This window comes from Salipiger thiooxidans, from assembly GCF_900102075.1.
In the GTDB taxonomy this organism is placed as follows: domain Bacteria; phylum Pseudomonadota; class Alphaproteobacteria; order Rhodobacterales; family Rhodobacteraceae; genus Salipiger; species Salipiger thiooxidans.
In genome coordinates this window covers 153,942-172,199 of sequence record NZ_FNAV01000007.1, presented here as the reverse complement: position 1 = coordinate 172,199, position 18,258 = coordinate 153,942, and the positions used below count along the sequence as shown (strand labels likewise).

Genomic DNA, 18,258 nt, shown 5'->3' with positions numbered 1-18,258 from the left:
ACAGGCGTCATGGAACTTCTCTCAAACCTCGCGGACGGCGCCAGCATCGCGCTGAGCTGGTCGGCCATCTTTTACTGCTTCATCGGCGTCAGCCTCGGCATGGTCGTGGGCGTGCTGCCCGGCATCGGGCCGCTGCCCGCCATCGCCATGCTGCTGCCGCTGACCTTCTACATCGAGCCCTCCGAGGCGATCATCATGCTCGCGGGGATCTACTACGGCGGGCAATACGGCGGCTCGACCGCCTCGATCCTGCTGAACCTGCCGGGCACGCCCGCCGCCGCCGTCACCTGCCTCGAGGGCTACCCGATGGCCAGGAACGGCCGCGCCTCGGTGGCACTCTTCATGACCGCCATCGCCTCGCTGGTGGGCTCGATGGTGGGCATCGTGCTCGTCGCGGCCTTTGCGCCGGTGCTGGCCCGCTTCGCGCTCGAGTTCGGCGCAGCCGAGTATTTCTCGCTCATGGTCTTCGCGCTCTTTGCCGCCGCCGCCGTGGGCGGCTCCGACATGCTGAAATCGCTCTCGATGGTGGTGATCGGGCTGATCCTCGGCATCGTCGGGCAGGACGTCACCTCGGGCATCTTCCGCTTCACCTTCGGCCTGCCCGCGGTTGCCGACGGGCTCAACATCGTGGCGGTCGCAATGGGCGTCTTCGGCGTCTCCGAGATCATCTCGACCATCGCGATGCGCAGCCACTCGACCAGCTTCGAGCGCTTCACCTTCTCCACCATGCTGCCCACCCGCGAGGAATGGCGCCGGTCCGTCCCCGCCATGGGCCGCGGTTCGGCCATCGGCGCGGTGGCGGGCATCCTGCCCGGCGCCGGCGCCGCCATGGCCTCGTTCATGGCCTACGCGGTCGAGCTGCGCCTGAGCCGCGTGCCGCAGCTCTTCGGCAAGGGCAGGATCGAGGGGCTGACCGCGCCGGAAAGCGCCAACAACGCCACCGCGCAGGCGGCCTTCATCCCGACGCTGACGCTGGGCGTGCCCGGCGACGCGGTGATGGCGGTGATGATCGGCGCGCTGATGATCCACGGCATCACGCCGGGACCCACCTTCATCGCCGAGAACCCGACGATGTTCTGGGGGCTCGTGGTCAGCTTCTTCGTCGGCAACCTGCTGCTGGTGCTGCTCAACATCCCCTTCGTGGGGATCTGGACCCGGCTTCTGCAGGTGCCCTACAACGCGCTCTTCCCGATCATCCTGGTGCTCGTGTCGATCGGCGTCTACTCGATCAACTCCTCGGTGGTCGACATCTACCTGGTGCTGGGTTTCGGGATCTTCGGCCTGATCATGGCGCGGCTCGGCTTTCCGCCGGCGCCGCTGGTGCTGGCCTTCATCCTGTCGCCGATGATGGAAGAGAACTTCCGCCGCGCGCTGCTGCTCTCGCGCGGAGACTTCAGCACCTTCGTCACATCCCCAATCTCTGCGGCCTTTCTCGGGTTGTGCATCGTGGGCCTGCTGGTAATGGTCCTCTCCAGGAAGATGTGACCACTCAGGCAAGGGCAGGATGCACATTTATCTCCCCGTAGCCGAAATTCCGGTGAACCTGTTCCTCATCGTGGGACTGGGCGGAGTCGTCGGGATCATGTCGGGCCTGTTCGGAGTCGGCGGCGGCTTCATCCTGACCCCACTGCTGTTCTTCATCGGCATTCCGCCCGCAGTGGCAGTCTCGACGCAGGCGGTGCAGATCGTCGCCTCGTCCTGTTCCGGAGCGCTGGCCCACTGGCGCCGCAAGACGCTCGACATCCGGATGGGGACGGTGCTCTTGCTGGGGGGCCTCGCGGGATCGACGCTGGGGGTCTGGCTCTTCGCCTTCCTGCGCTCGCTGGGGCAGATCGACCTCGCGGTGCAGCTCTTCTACGTGGTCTTCCTCGGTTTCATCGGCGCGATGATGTTCTTCGAGAGCCTCAACGCCCTGCGCGGCACCCGCAAGCCCCGCAGGCGCCGCCACGGCTGGGGACAGGGCTGGCCGCTCAAGATGAAGTTCCGCACCTCGGGGCTCTACATCTCGGCCATCCCGCCGCTGCTGGTGGGGGTGCTCTGCGGGGTGCTCGCGGCGATCATGGGCGTCGGCGGCGGCTTCATCATGCTGCCCGCGATGATCTACCTGCTGAAGATGCCCACCAAGGTCGTGGTCGGCACCTCGCTCTTCCAGATCACCTTCGTGTCGGTCTTCACCACCGTGATGCACTCGGCTACCAACCACACGGTCGACATCGTGCTGGCGCTGCTGCTGCTGGTGGGCGGCGTGGTGGGCGCACAGATCGGCACCCGCTTCGGCGCCCGGCTGCGCGGCGAGCAGGTGCGCATCCTGCTCTCGATCCTCGTGCTCGCGGTCAGCGCCAAGGTCGCGGTCGACCTGATCCGCATGCCGTCCGAGCCCTTCGCGCTCTTCTGGGAGGCAACGCGGTGAGGCGCGCCGCGGCGCTTCTCCTCGCGCTGGCGCTTTCGCCCGTGCCCGCTATCGCCGCCGACGACGCGCCCGAGCCGCCCCGCGCCACCTTCGCGCTCAGCCTTGACGAGGTCGAGATCAACACCGGCTTCCACGGCGCCGAGCTGCTGATCTTCGGCGCCCCCGCCGGCGGCACGCCCGGCGACTACGACGTGGTGATCACCGTCACCGGTCCGCCCGGCCGCGCCACCCTTCGCCAGAAGGAGCAGGTCGCGGGCATCTGGGTGTTCACCGGCGAAGCCCAGTTCGCGTGGATGCCCAGCTTCTACACCGTCGCCAGTTCCGGCCCGCTGGACGAGATCGTCGACCCGGTCGAGAACCTGCGCCACGGCATCGCGCCCAGCACCTACATCCCCGCCCCCACCGGTCTCGGAACCGAGGAGGAAACCCAGCTCTACATCGACGCGATGCACCGGATCACGGCTGACAGCCACCGCATCACGCTCGAGGAAGGCATCGTCGAGCTCACCGAGGGCGTGCTCTTCGAGGCGCGGATCCCGCTGCCGGTGAGCCTCGTGCCCGGCACCTACGACGTGCGGGTGTTCCTGCTGAAGGACGGGCTGGTGCTCAGCCGCTCCGACGTGGACCTGCCAGTGCGCAAGAGTTCGGTACAGCGGCTGATCTACCGGGCCGCGCAGGATTACGGTCTGCTTTACGGCATCGCGGCGTCGCTGATCGCGCTGCTCGCGGGCTGGCTGGCGGCGGTGATCTTCAACCGGCGCTGACGGCCCAGTCGCCTCAGGACGACGTCCGCATGGTGCCGCCGTCCACCCGGAGGGTGACGCCCGTGACGCAGCGCACGGGCGCGCAGGCAAGGAAGCAGATCACCGCCGCGCCCTCGTCCCCTCGTCCGCCGCACCGAAGCGGCCCGCGGCGATATGCGCCGCAATACAGGCCTCGCGCGAGGCCTGGCTCGGATGCAGGCGCTCGTGGATCTGGGCTCTCGAGACGCCCCGGCGCGATGCAGTTCACCGTGACCGGGCGGTCCGGCCCCGAAGCTGAAGGCCGATGTCCCGCTCTCCATTCTGCACGCGCCCCGCAGGGGTCGCGACACCGGGCCCGACAGGGGCCCGGCGCGGAGCTCAGACCAGGCCGAAGTCCCGCCGTGCGACCTCTTCCGAGATCAGCCCCGCCTCGAGATCGCTGCGCACCTCGGCTTCGGGGCGCTCCGCCGCCGGGCCGAAGCCGCCGCCCGAGGGCGAGATATGGCGGAACACGTCGCCCTTCTTCATCGCGTAGGGCTGGGTTACCAGCACCGGCAGCATCGTCTCGATGCCGTCGCGGATCAGGATGTTGACCGGCCCGGTGCCCTCGGACCCGCCGTAAAGCCCGTGTGGCAGGAAATCCCGCTTGTCCGAGCGCAGCGACATCACGCCCTCGGTCTCGCCGAGGTACTCGTATTCGCGGATGAACGACGGCCCGCCTCGGTGACGCCCGGCGCCGCCGGTGTCCTGCACGATGCCGTAGCGGCGGATGCGCAGCGGGTAGGAGGCCTCGATCATCTCGACCGGCACGTTGGCCTGGTTGGCGCCCATGTGCGGGACGCCCACCTGCCCGTCATGGGCCGAGGTCGCGCCCCATGTGCCCATCACGGTTTCCGAGAAGACGAAGGCGCGCCCGTCCTCGTAGCCCGCGAAGGTCGGCACCGTCGAGCCGCCCATGCCGTCCGCCGTCACCCGGTCAGGCAGCGCCTGTGCCAGCGCGCCGAACATGGCGTCGATGATGCGGTAGCCGGTGATGCCCCGCGCGCCGCAGGGCGCCGGGTGTACCGAGTTCACCACCGTGCCCTTGGGCGCGGTGACCGTCACGACACGCTCGAAGCCGTGGCAGTTCGGCACGTCCGACAGCATGACCGAGCGCAGCGCCGTGTAGACCGAGGCCTTGGTGAACGGGATCGGCGTGTTGACGCCCCCCTTCACCTGCGGCGAGGAGCCCGCGAAATCGACGCTGATGGTGTCGTCGTGGATGGTCAGCGCGATCTGGATGACGATGGGCTCGGGGTTCTCGCCCAGCCCGTCGAGGTGGTCGGTGAAATGGTAGGTCCCGTTCGGCAGGTCGCGGATCTCGGCCCGGCCGAGGCGCTCGGCGTAATCGTGGAGCTCGTGCGCGCAGGCCAGCACGTCTTCGATGCCGTGCCGCGCCACCAGCTCGAGGAACGACCGCCGCCCGGCGTGGCTGGCCGCCATCTGCGCGCGCAGGTCACCGTACACCATCTCGGGGACGCGGACGTTGAGGCCGATGATCTCCCAGATCGCGGCGTTCATCACGCCCTGATCGTAGAGCTTGAGGAACGGCAGCCGCAGCCCTTCCTGGTAGATCTCCTCGGCCCCGAGCGCGTTCGAGCCGGGCACGATGCCGCCCACGTCGGCGTGGTGCGCAAGCGTCGTGGTCCAGGCGACGAGCCTGCCTTCGTGGAAGATCGGCTCGACGATGTAGATGTCGGGCAGGTGCTGGCCCGCCGCCACGTAGGGGTCGTTGCCGATGAAGACGTCGCCCGGGTGGATGTCGCCCTCGTAGCGCTGCATCAGGTGCTGCATCGCGTCGTAGAAGCTGCCGAGGTGCATCGGCGTGGTCACGCCCTGCGCCAGCGTCTGGCCGTCGGCGTCGCAGAGCGCGGTCGAGTAGTCCATGCTGTCGCGCACGATGGGCGAATAGGCCGCGCGCATCAGCATCAGGGCCATTTCGTCGGCAATGGCGTCGAAGGCGTTCTTCATCACCTCCAGGCGGATGGGGTCGATCCGGCTCATTCGGCGGCCTCCTTTTCGGTGATCTCTGCCGCCACCGGCAGGGTGACGATGATGTTGCCCTTGGCGTCGAGCGCCGCGGTGCAATCGGGCGGCACGATGGTGGTGCCCTCGTATTCCTCGATGATCGCAGGACCCTGACGGGTGCCCGCCAGAAGGGCGGCGCGGTTGATCACGGCGGTGTCCACGCGGCCCCACTCGGGGCCGAAGTAGACACTGCGACGACGCTCGGGCGCGGCCTCGCGGCGGCGGTACTCGGGCAGGCTGCCCGCCCCCTTCTGCACCCGCGCGGTGACCCGCAGGCTGACGATCTCGACCGGGGTCTCGGCCAGACGGTAGCCGTACGAGCGTTCATGCGCGGCGTCGAACTCCTCGCGCGCCGTGGCGGTGGCCTCGGGGGTCAGCGCCAGCCCGCCCGCGAAGGGCAGCGTCAGCTCGAAGGCCTGCCCACGATAGCGGAAGTCGGCCTCGTGGATCAGCTCGACGGTGTCGATCTCGCGGCCAAGCTCGGCGGCGGTCTGCGCGGCCAGCGCCGCAAAGCCCTCGGCCACCGCCTCGGGCGCCACCGCGTCGAGCCTCCTGAGAAGCGCCGCGGAGGCCGAGGTCTCGATATCGGCGTAGAGCAGCCCCAGCGCCGACAGCACGCCCGCACCCGGCGGCACGATCACCGTGCGCACTCCCAGCGAGCGGGCGAGCGAGACCGAGTGAATGCCGCCGTTGCCGCCGAAGGCGATCATCGCGAAGTCGCGCGGGTCGAGGCCCCGAAAGGTCGTCACCGACTTCACAGCGCGGGTCATCACTGTCGACACCAGCTCGTGCACGCCATGCGCGGCACGGTCGAGCTCGATCCCCATCGGGCCCGCCACCACACGCTCGAGCGCCGCGCGGCTGAGTTCGGGGTCCACCGGCACGGCGCCGCCGGCCAGCGCCTCGGGGTTGAGGAAGCCCAGAACCATGTTGGCGTCGGTGACCGTGGGCTCGGTGCCGCCGGTGCCGTAGCAGGCGGGGCCCGGATAGGCGCCCGCGCTGTGCGGCCCGACCTTGAGCGCCCCCGCCCGGTCCTGCCAGACGATGGAGCCGCCGCCGGCGCCGACCTCGGAAATGTCGATCACCGGCAGTTTCAGCGCGTAGCCGCCGCCCTTGGCGAGCTTCGACGACAGCGAGATGCCGCCGCCGACCTCGTAGTCGTCGGCCCGGATCAGCGCGCCGCCCTCGATCAGCGAGGCCTTGGCGGTGGTGCCGCCCATGTCGAAGGTGATGGCGTCGGTGAAGCCGGCCTCGAGCATCACCGCCCGTGCCCCGATCACGCCCGCCGCCGGGCCGCATTCGACGATCTGCGCGGGCTTGGCGACCACGGTACGGCTGTCCACGATCCCGCCCGCCGAGTGCATCATGAAGAATTGCGAGGGCAGCCTGGCCGCCGCCAGCCGGTCGCGCAGCGAGTCGAGGTAGGTCTTCACCGGCGGGCCGACGAAGGAGTTGATCACGGTGGTCGAGGTCCGCTCGTACTCGCGGATCTCGGGCAGCACGTCGACCGAGAGCGAGACATACATCCCCGGCAGGTGCTCGGCGAGCAGTTGGCCGATGCGCCGCTCGTGCGCGGGGTTGGCGTAGGAGTGCAGCAGGCACACCGCCACCGCCTCGACGCCGCTGTCGCGGATCCGGCCGATCGCCTCGAGCACGCTGGCCTCGTCGAGCGCGGTCAGCACGTTGCCCTTGTGGTCGAGCCGCTCTGTGACCTCGTAGCGCCACTTGCGCGGGGACAGTGCGGGGGGCTTCTCGTAGAGCGGATCGTAAAGCCGCGGCACCCGGATGCGGCGCATCTCGAGCACGTCGCGGAAGCCCTCGGTGGTGATCAGCGCGGTCTTCGCGCCCTTGCCCTCGAGAATGGCGTTGGTGGCCACGGTGCAGGCGTGCATGACCTCGCCGATCTCGTCGGGCGACAAAGCCTCGACCTCGACCAGCTCGAGGATGCCTTCGGCTACGCCGCGGGCGTAGTCGTCGGGTGTCGACGAGACCTTGCGCGTGGCGATGGTGCTGTCGGCGCGGATGAGTGCGACATCGGTGAAGGTGCCTCCGATGTCCGCGGCGATGCGCAGCTTTCCGGTCATGGTATCAGTTCCCAAGCAGCAGGTCCGGGAGGAAGAGAACGACCCCCGGCGCGTAAGTGATGATGAAGAGCACGAGGATCAGCGGCACGAGGAAGGGTGCCGCCGCCCAGCACACGCGCTCGAACGAGATGTCCGCGATCCGCGTCACGATGAAGAGTGCCACACCCACGGGCGGGGTGACGATGCCGATCAGCAGGCCGTAGACCATGATCAGTCCGAAATGCACCCGGTCGATGCCGAAGTGATCGACCAGCGGCATCATGATCGGGATCAGGATGATCATCGCCGGGATGTTCTCGAGGATCATGCCCAGCAGCAGGAAGAAGACGATCACCAGCAGCAGGAACAGGTACTTGTTCTCGGTGAGGCCCAGCACCGCCTCGGCGATGGTCTGCGGCACCCGGTCGTAGGTGAGCACGAAGCCCATGGCGTGGGTCACGCCGATGATCATCAGGATCGAGCCGAACAGGATGATGGTCTCTCCCACGGCGCGGCGCAGCTTGCCGAAGGCCAGCGTCCGGTAGCCGAGGCCCAGGATCAGCGTGTAGGCGCAGGCGATGACGCCCGCCTCGACCGGCGTGGCGAAGCCGCCGGTGACCGATCCGATGATGATGAGCGGCGCCAGCAGCGCCCAGCCGGAACGCGAGACCTCGGAGACCAGCACCTTGCGGGTCGGACGCGGCGACAGCGGCACGTCGAAGCGGCCCGCGACCCAGCGGTTGTAGACCATCAGCGCGATGACCAGCACCAGCCCCGGCCCGATCCCCGCAAGGAACATGCGCTCGACCGAGACCTGCGCGCCGAACGCGTAGATCAGCAGCGGCACCGACGGCCACATGGTCGGCCCGATCACCGAGCTGGCGCAGGTGAGCGCCGCCGAGAAGGCGCGCGGGTAGCCGTGGCGCTCCATCTGGGCGATGACGAGATTGCCGATACCCGCGACGTCGGCGATGGCCGAGCCGGTGACGCCGCCGAAGAGCAGCGAGCACATGACGTTGACCTGCGCGAGGCCCGCCCGCAGGTGGCCCACCAGCGCGTTGGCGAGGCTGAAGATGCGCTCGGTCAGACCGATGGCGCCCATCAGGTGACCGGCGAGGATGAAGAAGGGCACCGCCGTCAGCGCGGGCGTGTGTACGCCTTCGAGGATGTTGAGCGGGAAGGTGTAGAGCACCCGCAGGTTGTCGGCGAGGCCGATCTGCCAGAACCCAGCAAGGGTGCCCGCGGCCAGTGCCACGACCACCGGAACCCCCAGCGTCATCAGCACGAAGAACAGGCCGAAGATGGTGATGGCTACCATTGCGCGGCCTCCTCGCTGCCGGGCGCGTCATCGTCGGCCCAGCCGGCCAGCACGCCGATGAGATCGGTCAGGAAATGCAGCGTCAGCATCGCCGCCGAGGCCAGCAGCGGCAGCGACAGCCAGTAGCGGGTCAGGCCGATGAGCTCCATCGTGCCGCGCTGGCGGGCCAGGATCTGCGGCGTCTCGGCCAGCAGGATCAGCGTGAACGCGAGCCCCGCCAAGGCGGTCAGGACCCGCGCCATGCGCCGCCCGAACGGCCCCAGCCGGTCGATCACCAGCCCGAGCACGATGTCGAGATGGCGGCGGTACATGACGAAAAAGCCGAGAAACACCGCCCAGACCATCAGCACGAGCGTCCAGGGCGAGACCCACAGCAGGCTCGGCTGTCCGGTGTTGCGCAGCACGATGTTGGCAAAGTTGATCACCAGCATGACGGTCAGCAGGAGTTCGGCAGCGGTCTGGAACAGCCCCGCGGCGCCGTCGAGCAGACGGTTGGCGCCGCGGAACCATGCCGGTCCGCAATTGGGCGGGCGGTGTGTGGTCATGTCGGTCCCGGATCAGTCTTCCGAGCCGCCGAGAGCGGCGTCGATCAGCCCCTTGGGCAACTCGCCCGCAGCGTCGCGCTCGCGGTACCAGTCGGCCATGCGCGCAAACAGCGGCTCGAGCGGCATCTCGGTGAAGGTCACGCCCTGCGCCTCGACCGCGGCGCGCATCGCCTCGGCGTTCTCGGTCATCAGCTTCATCGAGTAGTCACCGGCCTCGGCATGGGCCTGAAGCAGCGCCTGCTGGTCCTTCTCTGGAAGGGCGTCGAAGGCGGCGGCGTTCATCATGTAGGGCAGGCCCTGCCAGAACTCGTTGGTGCGGGTGATGTAGGGCGCCTGTTCGTAGAACTTCATCGCCTCGACCAGCGCCGCGGGGCTGGTGACGGCCTCGGCCACACCCGACTGCAGCGCCTGGTAGGTCTCGGTCCAGGCCAGCATCTGCAGGTCGGCGCCAAGGCTGCGCCACACTTCGATGGCCAGCTCGTCGGGGTACATGCGCAGCTTGAGCCCCTCGATGTCCTCGTAGCGCTCGATCGGACGATCCGAGATCAGCACCCGGTACGGCCCGCGCACCATCGCCATCGGCTCGCCGAGCGCCCGCACGCCCGCCACCTCTTCGGCGGTCTCGAACCAGCCCTTCACGAGGTCGGAGTTGGTGAACTCGACCCACTCCTCGCGGCTCTGGAACAGGAAGTGCGGGGCGACCCACTTGATCTCGGGCACCCATTTCTGAAGGAAGAAGGCGTCCTCGGCGTAGAAGTTCACGGTGCCGAGCTCGAGCTGTTCAAGGATCGAGTCTTCCTTGCCGAGCTGCTCCGCCGGGAACACCTGGATCTCGAGATCGCCATCGGTGAGCTCGGCCACGCGGTCGGCGAAGAACTGGTAGACGACGCCCTCGGGGCTGTCGGCGGGCTGCTTGTGGGCGAAGCGCCAGGTCTCGGCCTGCGCCGCACCCGCGGTGACCCCGAGAAGGGCCAGCGATGCCAGGAGCATCCGGCCGCGATACGTTTGATGGTCTGTCATTCCTGTTGGTCCTTTGTTGTGTCGTGGTGTCCCGGGCGGTGGCCCCGCCTCTCTGTGCTGTCGTCCTGTCGGTCGGTCGTCAGGGCGTGCCCCAGCCGCCGCCTCCCGGCGTCTCGAGCATCACCGCCTCGCCGTCGCCGAGCGTGAGCGAGCCCTTGGCGGGCTGCGTCTGGACCGCGCCGTCGCGGGCAATGGTGGAGTTGCGCCCCTTCGCACCATCGCCCCCGCCGTGCAGCCCGTAGGGCGCAAAGGCCCTGCGGTCGGTCTGCAACGAGACCCGCGCGTCGTGGCCGACGATCTGGATGGTGCGCACCACGCCGTCGCCGCCGCGGTTCCGGCCCTCGCCGCCGGTGCCCTCGCGCAGCTCGTAGCGCAGGCAGCGCAGCGGGTAGCTGATCTCGAGCGCCTCGATGGGGGTGTTGAGCGTGTTGGACATGTTGGCGTGCACGCCCGACATGCCCGCGCCCATGGGACGCCCGCCCTGCCCGCCGCCCGAGGTCTCGATATAGGTGTAGGGCCGGCCGTTGCGCGGGTCGGTACCGCCGATGCCGATGAGGTTCATGGTGCCGTTCGAGGCCGCCGCGATGCGCTCGGGCGCGATCTGGGCGAAGGCGCGCAGGATGGTGTCGGCAAGCCGCTGGGTGGTCTCGGTGTTGCCCGCGCAGACCGCCGCCGGGCGCTGCGCGTCAAGGAAGCTGCCCCTGGGGATGTCGACCGTCACCGGCCGCAGCACGCCCGCGTTGGGCGGGAGGCTCGCGTCGGTCAAGAGCTTGAGGCAGTAGAAGGTCGCCGACCAGCACATCGGTGCCACCGCGTTGACGTTGCCGCGGACCTGCGGCGAAGTGCCCGCGAAGTCGAACAGGAAGCGGTCGCCGGTCAGCTCGACCCGGACCTTGATCCGCACCGGCTCGTCCGAGGAGCCGTCGCTGTCGAGGCAGTCCTCGGCGTACCACACGCCCTTGGGCAGCTCGGCCATCCGTGCCCGCATCCGGCGCTCGGTGTAGTCGAGGATCGCCCCCAGCCCCTGCTCGAGCGTCTCGGCGCCGAAGCGCTCCGCCAGCTCGCCCATGCGCCGCGCCCCGATCCGGAGCGCCGCAAGCTGGGCGTTGAGATCGCCCCGCCGCTCTTCAGGGGTGCGGACGTTGGCCAGCACCATCTCGAGGATGTCCTCCTGCAGCGCGCCGGCCCGGTAGAGACGCACCGGCGGAATGATCAGGCCTTCCTGGAAGATTTCGGTCGAGCGCCCGGGCATCGAGCCCGGCTCCATCCCGCCCACATCGGAATGGTGCGCCCGCGTCGCCACGTGGGCCACCCGCCGCCCGTCGATGAACACCGGCGCGATGAGCGTGATGTCCGGCAAGTGCGCGCCGCCGACATAGGGGTCGTTGACGATGACCACGTCGCCATCGGCCAGCGCGCCCGTGCGCTCCAGCGTCGGCCCCACCGCGCGCAGCATCGAGCCCAGATGCACCGGCACGTGCTCGGCCTGCGCCACCAGCTCGGCATCGGCGGTGAAGATCGCGCAGGAGGCGTCCATACGCTCCTTGATGTTGGGCGAGAACGAGGTGAGCTTCAGCACCGAGCCCATTTCCTGCGCCGTCGCCTCGAGCGCGTTGCGCAGCACTTCCAGCCGGATCGGATCGAAACCGCTCATTCCGCGACCTCCACGAGAATGCTTCCCGACTTGTGGACCGTCGCGCGGTCGCCGGGATAAAGGATGGTGGTGGAGGAGACCTCCTCGATGGCCGCGGGTCCCGCGATCACGTCGCCGGCCCTGAGGCCGTCGCGTGCCCAGACCCGGGCCTCGTGCCAGGCGCCCTCGCCGCCGCCGTCGCCCGGTTCGAAATAGATCCGCCGGGTGCCGCGCAGGGCGTCCTCGGCAGGCGAACCGCTGCCCTCGGGCAGTTCGGGCAGCGCGGGCTTGTCGATGCGGCCGATGCCGGTGACGTTGACGCCCACCACCTCGAGCGGGGCGCTCGGGTCGGCGTGGCCGAAGCGGGCCAGATGCGCCGCGTTGAAGGCTTCGGGCAGCGCGTCCCACCAGCCCGGTTGCGCCGGATCGGCGGCGATGGGCAGGGCGAAACTCTGGCCTTCGTAGCGCAGGTCGAGCCGGATCTCGAAGACCCGCCGGTCCTCGGGCACACCATCGGCGGCAAGGTGCTCGGTCGCACGCTGCACCAGCCGTTCGATCAGCGCTCCGGCCCCGGCCTCGCCGAGATCGGCGAAGCGCGCCACGTGGGTCTCGACGAAATCGTGCCGCAGGTCCGAGATCAGCTGACCGAGCGCACAAAGGATGCCCGGCGTCGGCGGCACCATGACGCTCGGCATCTTGAGATCGCGCGCCACCGGGCTGCCGTGCATCGGCCCCGCGCCGCCGAAGGGCACCAGCGCGAAGTCGCGCGGGTCGTAGCCGCGCTCGACCGAGACGACGCGGATGCCGCGCACGATGTTGGCATGCGCCACCCGCAGGATGCCAGCCGCCGCCTCTTCGAGGCTCAGCCCCAGCGGCCCCGCGATGTCCCGTTCGATCACGCGCGCGGCGCCGGTCACGTCAAGCTCTAGCGTGCCGCCAAGCCGCGAGCTGCCGTCGAAGCGGCCCAGCACGATGTTGGCATCGGTCACCGTGGGGCGGTCGCCTCCACGGCCATAGCACACCGGCCCCGGCACCGCCTCGGCGCTCATCGGACCCACGCGCAGCGCGCCGCCCTCGTCGATCCAGGCGATCGAGCCGCCCCCGGCCCCGATGGCGTTGATGTCGATCACCGGCAACTGGATCGGCACGGTCTCGAGCGAGGCGCTGCGGGTGATCTCGGGCACGCCGTCGCGGATCAGGCTGATGTCGGTCGAAGTCCCGCCGATGTCCATGGTGATGATGTCGGGAAGGCCCGCCTCGCCCGCCACGTGGGCCGCGGCGACCACCCCGCCCGCGGGCCCGGAGAGCACTGTATGCACCGGCTTTTCGCGGGCACTGTCGAGGCTCATGAGCCCGCCCGCGGCGTCCATCACCATCACCGGACGGTCCTCGCCCATGCCGAGCCCCTTCTCGGGGTCCTGCAGGATGCTCGAGAGCGTGCGCAGGTAGGTTTCCATCACCGGGCGCAGGTAGGCGTTCAACACCGTGGTGCTGGCGCGTTCGTATTCGCGGAACTCCGAGTTGATCTCGGTCGAGGCGCAGATCGCGACGCCGGGCAGCTCCTGCTCGAGGATCTCGCGGGCGCGCTGCTCGTGCACCGGGTTGGCGTAGGCATGGAGGAACAGGATCCCCACCGCCTCGACCCCGGCGGCGGCCATGTCGCGCGCCGCGGCCCGCACATCGCCCTCGTCAAGAGGCTCGATCTCCTGCCCGGCATAGTCGAGCCGGCCACCTGCGGTGAAGCAGAGCTCGCGCGGGACAAGCTGCTCGGGCCGGACCACGGTGATGTCGAAGAGCGTCGGGCGGTTCTGGCGCCCGATCAGCAGCAGGTCGCGGAAGCCGCGGTTGGTCAGGAAGGCCGTCCGCGCGCCGTTGCGCTGGATCACCGCGTTGGTCGCGGTGGTCATGCCATGCCCGATGTAGGACACGTCGCGCCCGGTCGCGCCCTGCAGCGCAAGTGCCTTCTTCAGCCCTTCGGCGGTTCCCAGCGCGCGGTTCTCCGGCGTGGTCGACACCTTCGAGACGGTGATGCGGCGGCTGGTGGAATCGTAGGCGATGCTGTCGGTGAAGGTGCCCCCAACGTCCGACGCCACCCGTATCCTTTGCTCGACAGACATGGCACTTCCCTGTAACGATAACGTTACAGTTATAGAAGTAAGGAAATACGATTCTCGTCAAGAACAAAATTTTCCCCAGAGGATCATTGGTGCCGAAATCGCGGGGCGATATGGTCTCGGCGGATCAGGACGGCTAAGGTTTCAGCATCCAGAGAGGCCAGCGCATGAGCACAGAGGCGAACACCAGGGATCCGGGCAGCGAAACCGCCGCGCTCTCGCACCGCGAGCGCAGCGAGGCCACCCGTGCGCGCATCCTCGAGGCGGCGCGCTCGCAGTTCGTGGCGAACGGGCTCGAGGGCACCCGGATGGAGGCCATCGCCACCGAGGCCGGCGTCAACAAGGCGCTGGTCTACCGCCATTTCGGCAGCCGCGAGCAGCTCTATCGCGACGTGCTGAACGCCGCCTATGCCCGGATGCGCGAGAGCGAGAGCGAGCTCACCCTCTCGGCCGATCCCATCGCGGCGATCGAGCAGATCGTCTGCTTCACGCTCTCCTACTATGTCGAGAACCCCGAGTTCCTGATCCTCGTGGGCATCGAGAACCTGCATCAGGGCGAGCACCTGAAGACCCTCGACCGCCGCAGCCTGCGCGTCCCGGACCTGATCGACCGCTACCGGGGGATCATCGAAGACGGCGAGCGCAAGGGCGTCTTCCGCAAGGGGCTGGACCCGGTCGACCTTTATACGGTGGTGTCGGCGCAATGCTGGTACGCCGTCGCCACGTCCTACACCTTCGGCTTCACCTTCGATGTCGACGTGCTCGATGCCAAGACGCTCGATGCCCGCAAGGCGCTGATCAAACGCGTGGCGCTCGGCTACGTCCGCGATCTGGATATCGCGGACGGCTAGCGTCAGGCAGGCGGACGGAAGCTGTGGCGCTCTCGCCGGGCGTTGCCATCCCGTCGCACTGACAGCGCGCCCGCAGCCGCCGGGCAGGGCTATTCCGCCGTCCAGCCTCCATCGACCATGATCGCCGAGCCGGTGGTCATGCTCGAGGCGTCGGAGGCGAGGAAGACCGCCGCGCCGACCACGTCCTGCACCTGCCCCACGCGACCCAGCTTGATCTTGGCCAGAACCTCGGTCGCGAAGGCGGGGTCCTCGAAATAGGGCTTGGTGAGCGGGGTCTCGATGAAGGTGGGGCAGACCGTGTTGACCCGGATGCCCCGCGGGCCCAGCTCGATGGCGACCGACTTGGTGAACCCCTCGAGCGCCCATTTCGAGGCGCAGTAGAGACTGCGCTTCGCCGCGCCCACGTGGCCCATCTGCGACGACATGTTGATGATCGACCCCCGGGTGCCGGTCTCGGTCATGCGCCCGGCCACCGCCTGCACCGCGAAGATCGCGGCCCGAAGGTTGAGGCCGAGGATCAGGTCGTAGTCGTCGGGCGTGAGATCGGCGAGAAGGTTGGGCCGGTTGGTCCCCGCGTTGTTGACGAAGACGTGGTAGGGCGGCCGGGCAGCGATCTCGCGCGCGAAGGCCGCGCTGTCGGTGACGTCGAGCACCAGCGCATCGGCCTTGCCGCCGGCGGCGGCAATCTCCTCGGCCACCGCGCCGATCTCGTCGGCACTCCGGGCACAGAGCGTGACCTCGGCGCCGTGCTCGGCGAGGGCCAGCGCGATGCCGCGCCCGATGCCCCTGCCCGCACCTGTGACCAGCGCGCGGCGCCCCTCGAGACTGAACAGGCCGCTCATCCCAGCATCCCCGTGTCTCCGCAGACCGACAGCGCCTGCCCCGAGATCGTGCGTCCGCGCGGGCTCGCCAGGAACAGGACCTGGTCGGCCAGCTGCTGCGGGGTCACGTATTCCTTGATCGACGTCCTCGAGAAGGCGTCGCGCTCGGCCTCCTCGAAGCTGACCCCCTGCGCCTGTGCCCGCGCCTCGAGCACGCGGCGCTGGCGGTCGCCGGCGACCAATCCAGGAAGCAGCGCGTTGACGCGGATGCCGTCGGGGCCAAGCTCGATGGCCATGGATTTCGACAGGCCGATCACCCCCCATTTCGCCGCCGCGTAGGGGCTGCGCAGGCGGAAGCCAAGCCGCCCGGCGAGCGAGGAGACGTTGACGATCGAGGCATTGCCGGACGCGCGCAGCTGCGGCACCGCGCGGGCGATGGTGACGAACTGGCTCGTCAGGCAGATGTCGAGCGTCTGGCGCACGTCCGAGGGGTCGAGCTCTTCGATGCGACCGGTGGGCCCGGCGATGCCCGCGTTGTTCACGAGGCAGTCCAGCCCGCCGAGATGCGCCATCGCCGCATCCATGAAGCCGACCAGCGCCTCGCTGTCCGACACGTCCACGCGCGCCCGGAAGACCGCGTCCGGAAGGGTGGCCAGCGCGGCCTCGTCGATGTCGCAGGTGGCGACCGAGGCGCCCTCCGCAAGGAAGCCCTCCACGATGGCGCGGCCGATGCCGCCTGCGCCCGCGGTCACGATCACGCGGGCACCTTTCAGGGTCAGGTCCATGGAACCTCCGTCATTGAGTGAAGACCAGCGACAGCCAGGGCAGGAAGCTGATGATGAGCAGGTCGACCAGCAGGATCAGCACGAAGGGCACGACCCCGCGCGCGATCTGCGGGACACCGATGCGGGCGATCCCCGAGGCGATGAAGAGGTTCAGACCGACGGGCGGCGTGAACATCCCCATGGCGAGGTTCACCACCATGATCACCCCGAAATGCACCGGATCGAACCCGAAGGTGGTGGCGATGGGCAGCAGGATCGGCGTGAAGATCAGGATCGCGGCCGCGGCCTCGAGGAACATGCCCACGAGAAGCAACAGCACGTTGACCAGGATGATGAAAACCCACGGGCTCTGGATCGCGCCGACGACGAAATCCGAGATCACCGCCGGGACCTGCAGCTGCAGGATGATCCGGCCGTAGAGCCCCGCCGCGGCGATGATCGACAGCACGATGGCCGCGGTCACGGCGCTGCTGCGCAGGATGCGGGGGATCGCCGACAGCGGAAGCTCGCGATAGATCACGGCGCCGACCAGCAGCGCGTAGACGACCGCCACCACCGCGGCCTCGGTCGGCGTCACGATGCCGCCGTAGATGCCGCCAAGGATCAGCGCCGGCATGGCGAGCGCCAGCAGCGCCTTCCACCCGGCCAGCGCCACCTCGCGCAGCGACGAGGGCTCGCCCGGCGTGGTCTGCATGCCGCGGGCATGCACGTAGGCGTAGATCAGCAGCGACACCACCACCAGAAGCCCCGGCAGCACCCCCGCCACGAACATCGCGCCCACCGACTGGTTGGCCGAAATCGCGTAGAGGATCAGCGGGATCGACGGCGGGATGATCACCCCGAGCGCCCCCGAGGCTGCCTGGTTCGACGCCGCGTAGGGCTTGGAATAGCCCTGCGTGACCATGGCCGGGATCAGGATGGCACCGACGGCGGCGGTGGTCGCCGCGCCCGAACCCGAGATCGCCGCAAAGAAGGCCGAGGTCACGATGGCCACCATCGCGAGCCCGCCGGTCATGGCGCCCACGAGGGTCTTGGAGAAGGTCACGAGGCGGGCCGAGATCCCGCCCTCCTGCATCAGGTTGCCGGCGAGGATGAAGAACGGGATGGCCAGCAGCGGGAAGGAGTTGACCGAGCGGATCATCTCCTGCGGGACGATCATCAGGGGCATGATCGAGCCCTCCCAGATCGTCGTGACCGCGGCCAGACCGAGCGCGAAGGTGACCGGCACGCCAACCAGAAGGAACAGCAGGAGCGAGCCGAAGAGCAGCGCGATCATGTGGAACCTCCCTCGTGCAGCGGAGTCCGGTGCGGGTCATCTTGCGGATCGGTGAAACGCTCGCGCAGCCCGGCGAAATCCTCGGCCAGGATGCCGATCGCGTTCAGCAGCACGAGCCCCGCCCCGGCGGGCATCGCCGCGTAGAGCCAGCCCATCGAGATCCGGGTGCTCGGCGCGACCTGCATCGCGACACGCTGGGTGATGTCGAGGCCCTGGGTCAGCAGCACCCAGGCGAAGATGCACGAGGCCACCGCCACCACGATGCGAAGCAACCGCGACACTCTGGGTCCGGACAGGCTCTCGAACAGATCGACCGAGATCAGCGAGCCGTAGCGATAGGCGTAGGCCGCCCCCAGCATGGTCATCCAGACCATCGAGAAGCGCGACACCTCTTCGGAGAAGCTCAGGGAGTTGCCCATCACGTAGCGGGCGAAGACCTGCCAGCTGATGAGCACCGTCATCACCAGCATCAGCGCGGCCAGAAGCCAGCCGACAAGCCAGTTGATGCCGTCCACCACACGAACGGTCATGCGCAGGGCGCCTTGCATCGTCACTCTCCGGTATCATGGCACGCGCCGGGGAAACGCATCCCCCGGCGCCGATGGGCCTGCG

At 68.9% G+C, this 18,258-nt stretch carries 15 protein-coding genes; 4 read left to right on the top strand and 11 right to left on the bottom strand.

Annotated features, from left to right (window positions below):
• Window positions 1-9: 9 nt before the first annotated feature.
• From BLQ77_RS12305 to BLQ77_RS12295, 3 genes are read left to right on the top strand one after another with little or no spacing between them, the layout of a single operon-like run.
• Window positions 10-1,485, top strand: a complete 1,476-nt coding sequence (locus BLQ77_RS12305; RefSeq protein WP_089959485.1) for a tripartite tricarboxylate transporter permease — start codon at window positions 10-12, stop codon at window positions 1,483-1,485.
• 19 nt (window positions 1,486-1,504) lie between these two features.
• Complete coding sequence (locus BLQ77_RS12300; protein ID WP_008888059.1) at window positions 1,505-2,410, top strand: sulfite exporter TauE/SafE family protein; 906 nt, start codon at window positions 1,505-1,507, stop codon at window positions 2,408-2,410.
• Window positions 2,407-3,174 (top strand): TIGR02186 family protein, encoded by a 768-nt coding sequence (locus BLQ77_RS12295; RefSeq protein ID WP_165617085.1) that lies wholly within the window; start codon window positions 2,407-2,409, stop codon window positions 3,172-3,174. The genes BLQ77_RS12300 and BLQ77_RS12295 overlap by 4 nt, the downstream gene beginning before the upstream one ends.
• 357 nt (window positions 3,175-3,531) lie before the next feature.
• Here BLQ77_RS12295 and BLQ77_RS12290 read toward each other — a convergent pair whose 3' ends face one another.
• The 7 genes from BLQ77_RS12290 to BLQ77_RS12260 form a co-directional block, all read right to left on the bottom strand.
• A complete protein-coding gene (locus BLQ77_RS12290) occupies window positions 3,532-5,196 on the bottom strand; it encodes a hydantoinase B/oxoprolinase family protein (RefSeq protein WP_089959479.1) in 1,665 nt (554 codons plus the stop codon).
• The gene (locus tag BLQ77_RS12285) at window positions 5,193-7,304 is read right to left on the bottom strand and encodes a hydantoinase/oxoprolinase family protein (protein WP_089959476.1); all 2,112 of its coding nucleotides are present in this window, start codon (window positions 7,302-7,304) and stop codon (window positions 5,193-5,195) included. Before BLQ77_RS12285 ends, BLQ77_RS12290 begins: the two co-directional genes overlap by 4 nt.
• 4 nt (window positions 7,305-7,308) lie before the next feature.
• Window positions 7,309-8,601 (bottom strand): TRAP transporter large permease, encoded by a 1,293-nt coding sequence (locus BLQ77_RS12280; protein WP_089959474.1) that lies wholly within the window; start codon window positions 8,599-8,601, stop codon window positions 7,309-7,311.
• Entirely contained in the window at window positions 8,595-9,146 is a 552-nt protein-coding gene (locus BLQ77_RS12275; RefSeq protein ID WP_089959471.1) for a TRAP transporter small permease, read from the bottom strand. Before BLQ77_RS12275 ends, BLQ77_RS12280 begins: the two co-directional genes overlap by 7 nt.
• A gap of 12 nt (window positions 9,147-9,158) precedes the next feature.
• Window positions 9,159-10,166, bottom strand: coding sequence for a TRAP transporter substrate-binding protein (locus BLQ77_RS12270; RefSeq protein WP_089959467.1), 1,008 nt, complete (start codon window positions 10,164-10,166; stop codon window positions 9,159-9,161).
• Between the two features lie 79 nt (window positions 10,167-10,245).
• Window positions 10,246-11,820 (bottom strand): hydantoinase B/oxoprolinase family protein, encoded by a 1,575-nt coding sequence (locus BLQ77_RS12265; RefSeq protein WP_008888277.1) that lies wholly within the window; start codon window positions 11,818-11,820, stop codon window positions 10,246-10,248.
• Window positions 11,817-13,916 carry a hydantoinase/oxoprolinase family protein gene (locus BLQ77_RS12260; RefSeq protein ID WP_089959465.1) on the bottom strand — a complete coding sequence of 700 codons (2,100 nt, stop codon included), beginning with the start codon at window positions 13,914-13,916 and terminating at the stop codon, window positions 11,817-11,819. The genes BLQ77_RS12265 and BLQ77_RS12260 overlap by 4 nt, the downstream gene beginning before the upstream one ends.
• A 164-nt stretch (window positions 13,917-14,080) precedes the next feature.
• Between BLQ77_RS12260 and BLQ77_RS12255 the strand changes: the two genes are divergently transcribed.
• On the top strand, window positions 14,081-14,764 hold the full coding sequence (locus BLQ77_RS12255) for a TetR/AcrR family transcriptional regulator (protein ID WP_089959463.1): 684 nt from the start codon (window positions 14,081-14,083) through the stop codon (window positions 14,762-14,764).
• Window positions 14,765-14,853: 89 nt separating this feature from the next.
• On the opposite strand, the gene BLQ77_RS12250 is transcribed toward BLQ77_RS12255, so the two are convergent.
• The 4 genes from BLQ77_RS12250 to BLQ77_RS12235 are packed head-to-tail and all read right to left on the bottom strand — an operon-like array spanning window position 14,854 to window position 18,194.
• Window positions 14,854-15,606 carry an SDR family NAD(P)-dependent oxidoreductase gene (locus tag BLQ77_RS12250; protein WP_089959460.1) on the bottom strand — a complete coding sequence of 251 codons (753 nt, stop codon included), beginning with the start codon at window positions 15,604-15,606 and terminating at the stop codon, window positions 14,854-14,856.
• Window positions 15,603-16,370, bottom strand: a complete 768-nt coding sequence (locus tag BLQ77_RS12245) for an SDR family oxidoreductase (protein ID WP_008888040.1) — start codon at window positions 16,368-16,370, stop codon at window positions 15,603-15,605. The genes BLQ77_RS12250 and BLQ77_RS12245 overlap by 4 nt, the downstream gene beginning before the upstream one ends.
• 10 nt (window positions 16,371-16,380) lie before the next feature.
• Window positions 16,381-17,646, bottom strand: coding sequence for a TRAP transporter large permease (locus BLQ77_RS12240; RefSeq protein ID WP_008888211.1), 1,266 nt, complete (start codon window positions 17,644-17,646; stop codon window positions 16,381-16,383).
• On the bottom strand, window positions 17,643-18,194 hold the full coding sequence (locus tag BLQ77_RS12235; protein ID WP_089959456.1) for a TRAP transporter small permease: 552 nt from the start codon (window positions 18,192-18,194) through the stop codon (window positions 17,643-17,645). The genes BLQ77_RS12240 and BLQ77_RS12235 overlap by 4 nt, the downstream gene beginning before the upstream one ends.
• Between the last annotated feature and the right edge of the window lie 64 nt (window positions 18,195-18,258).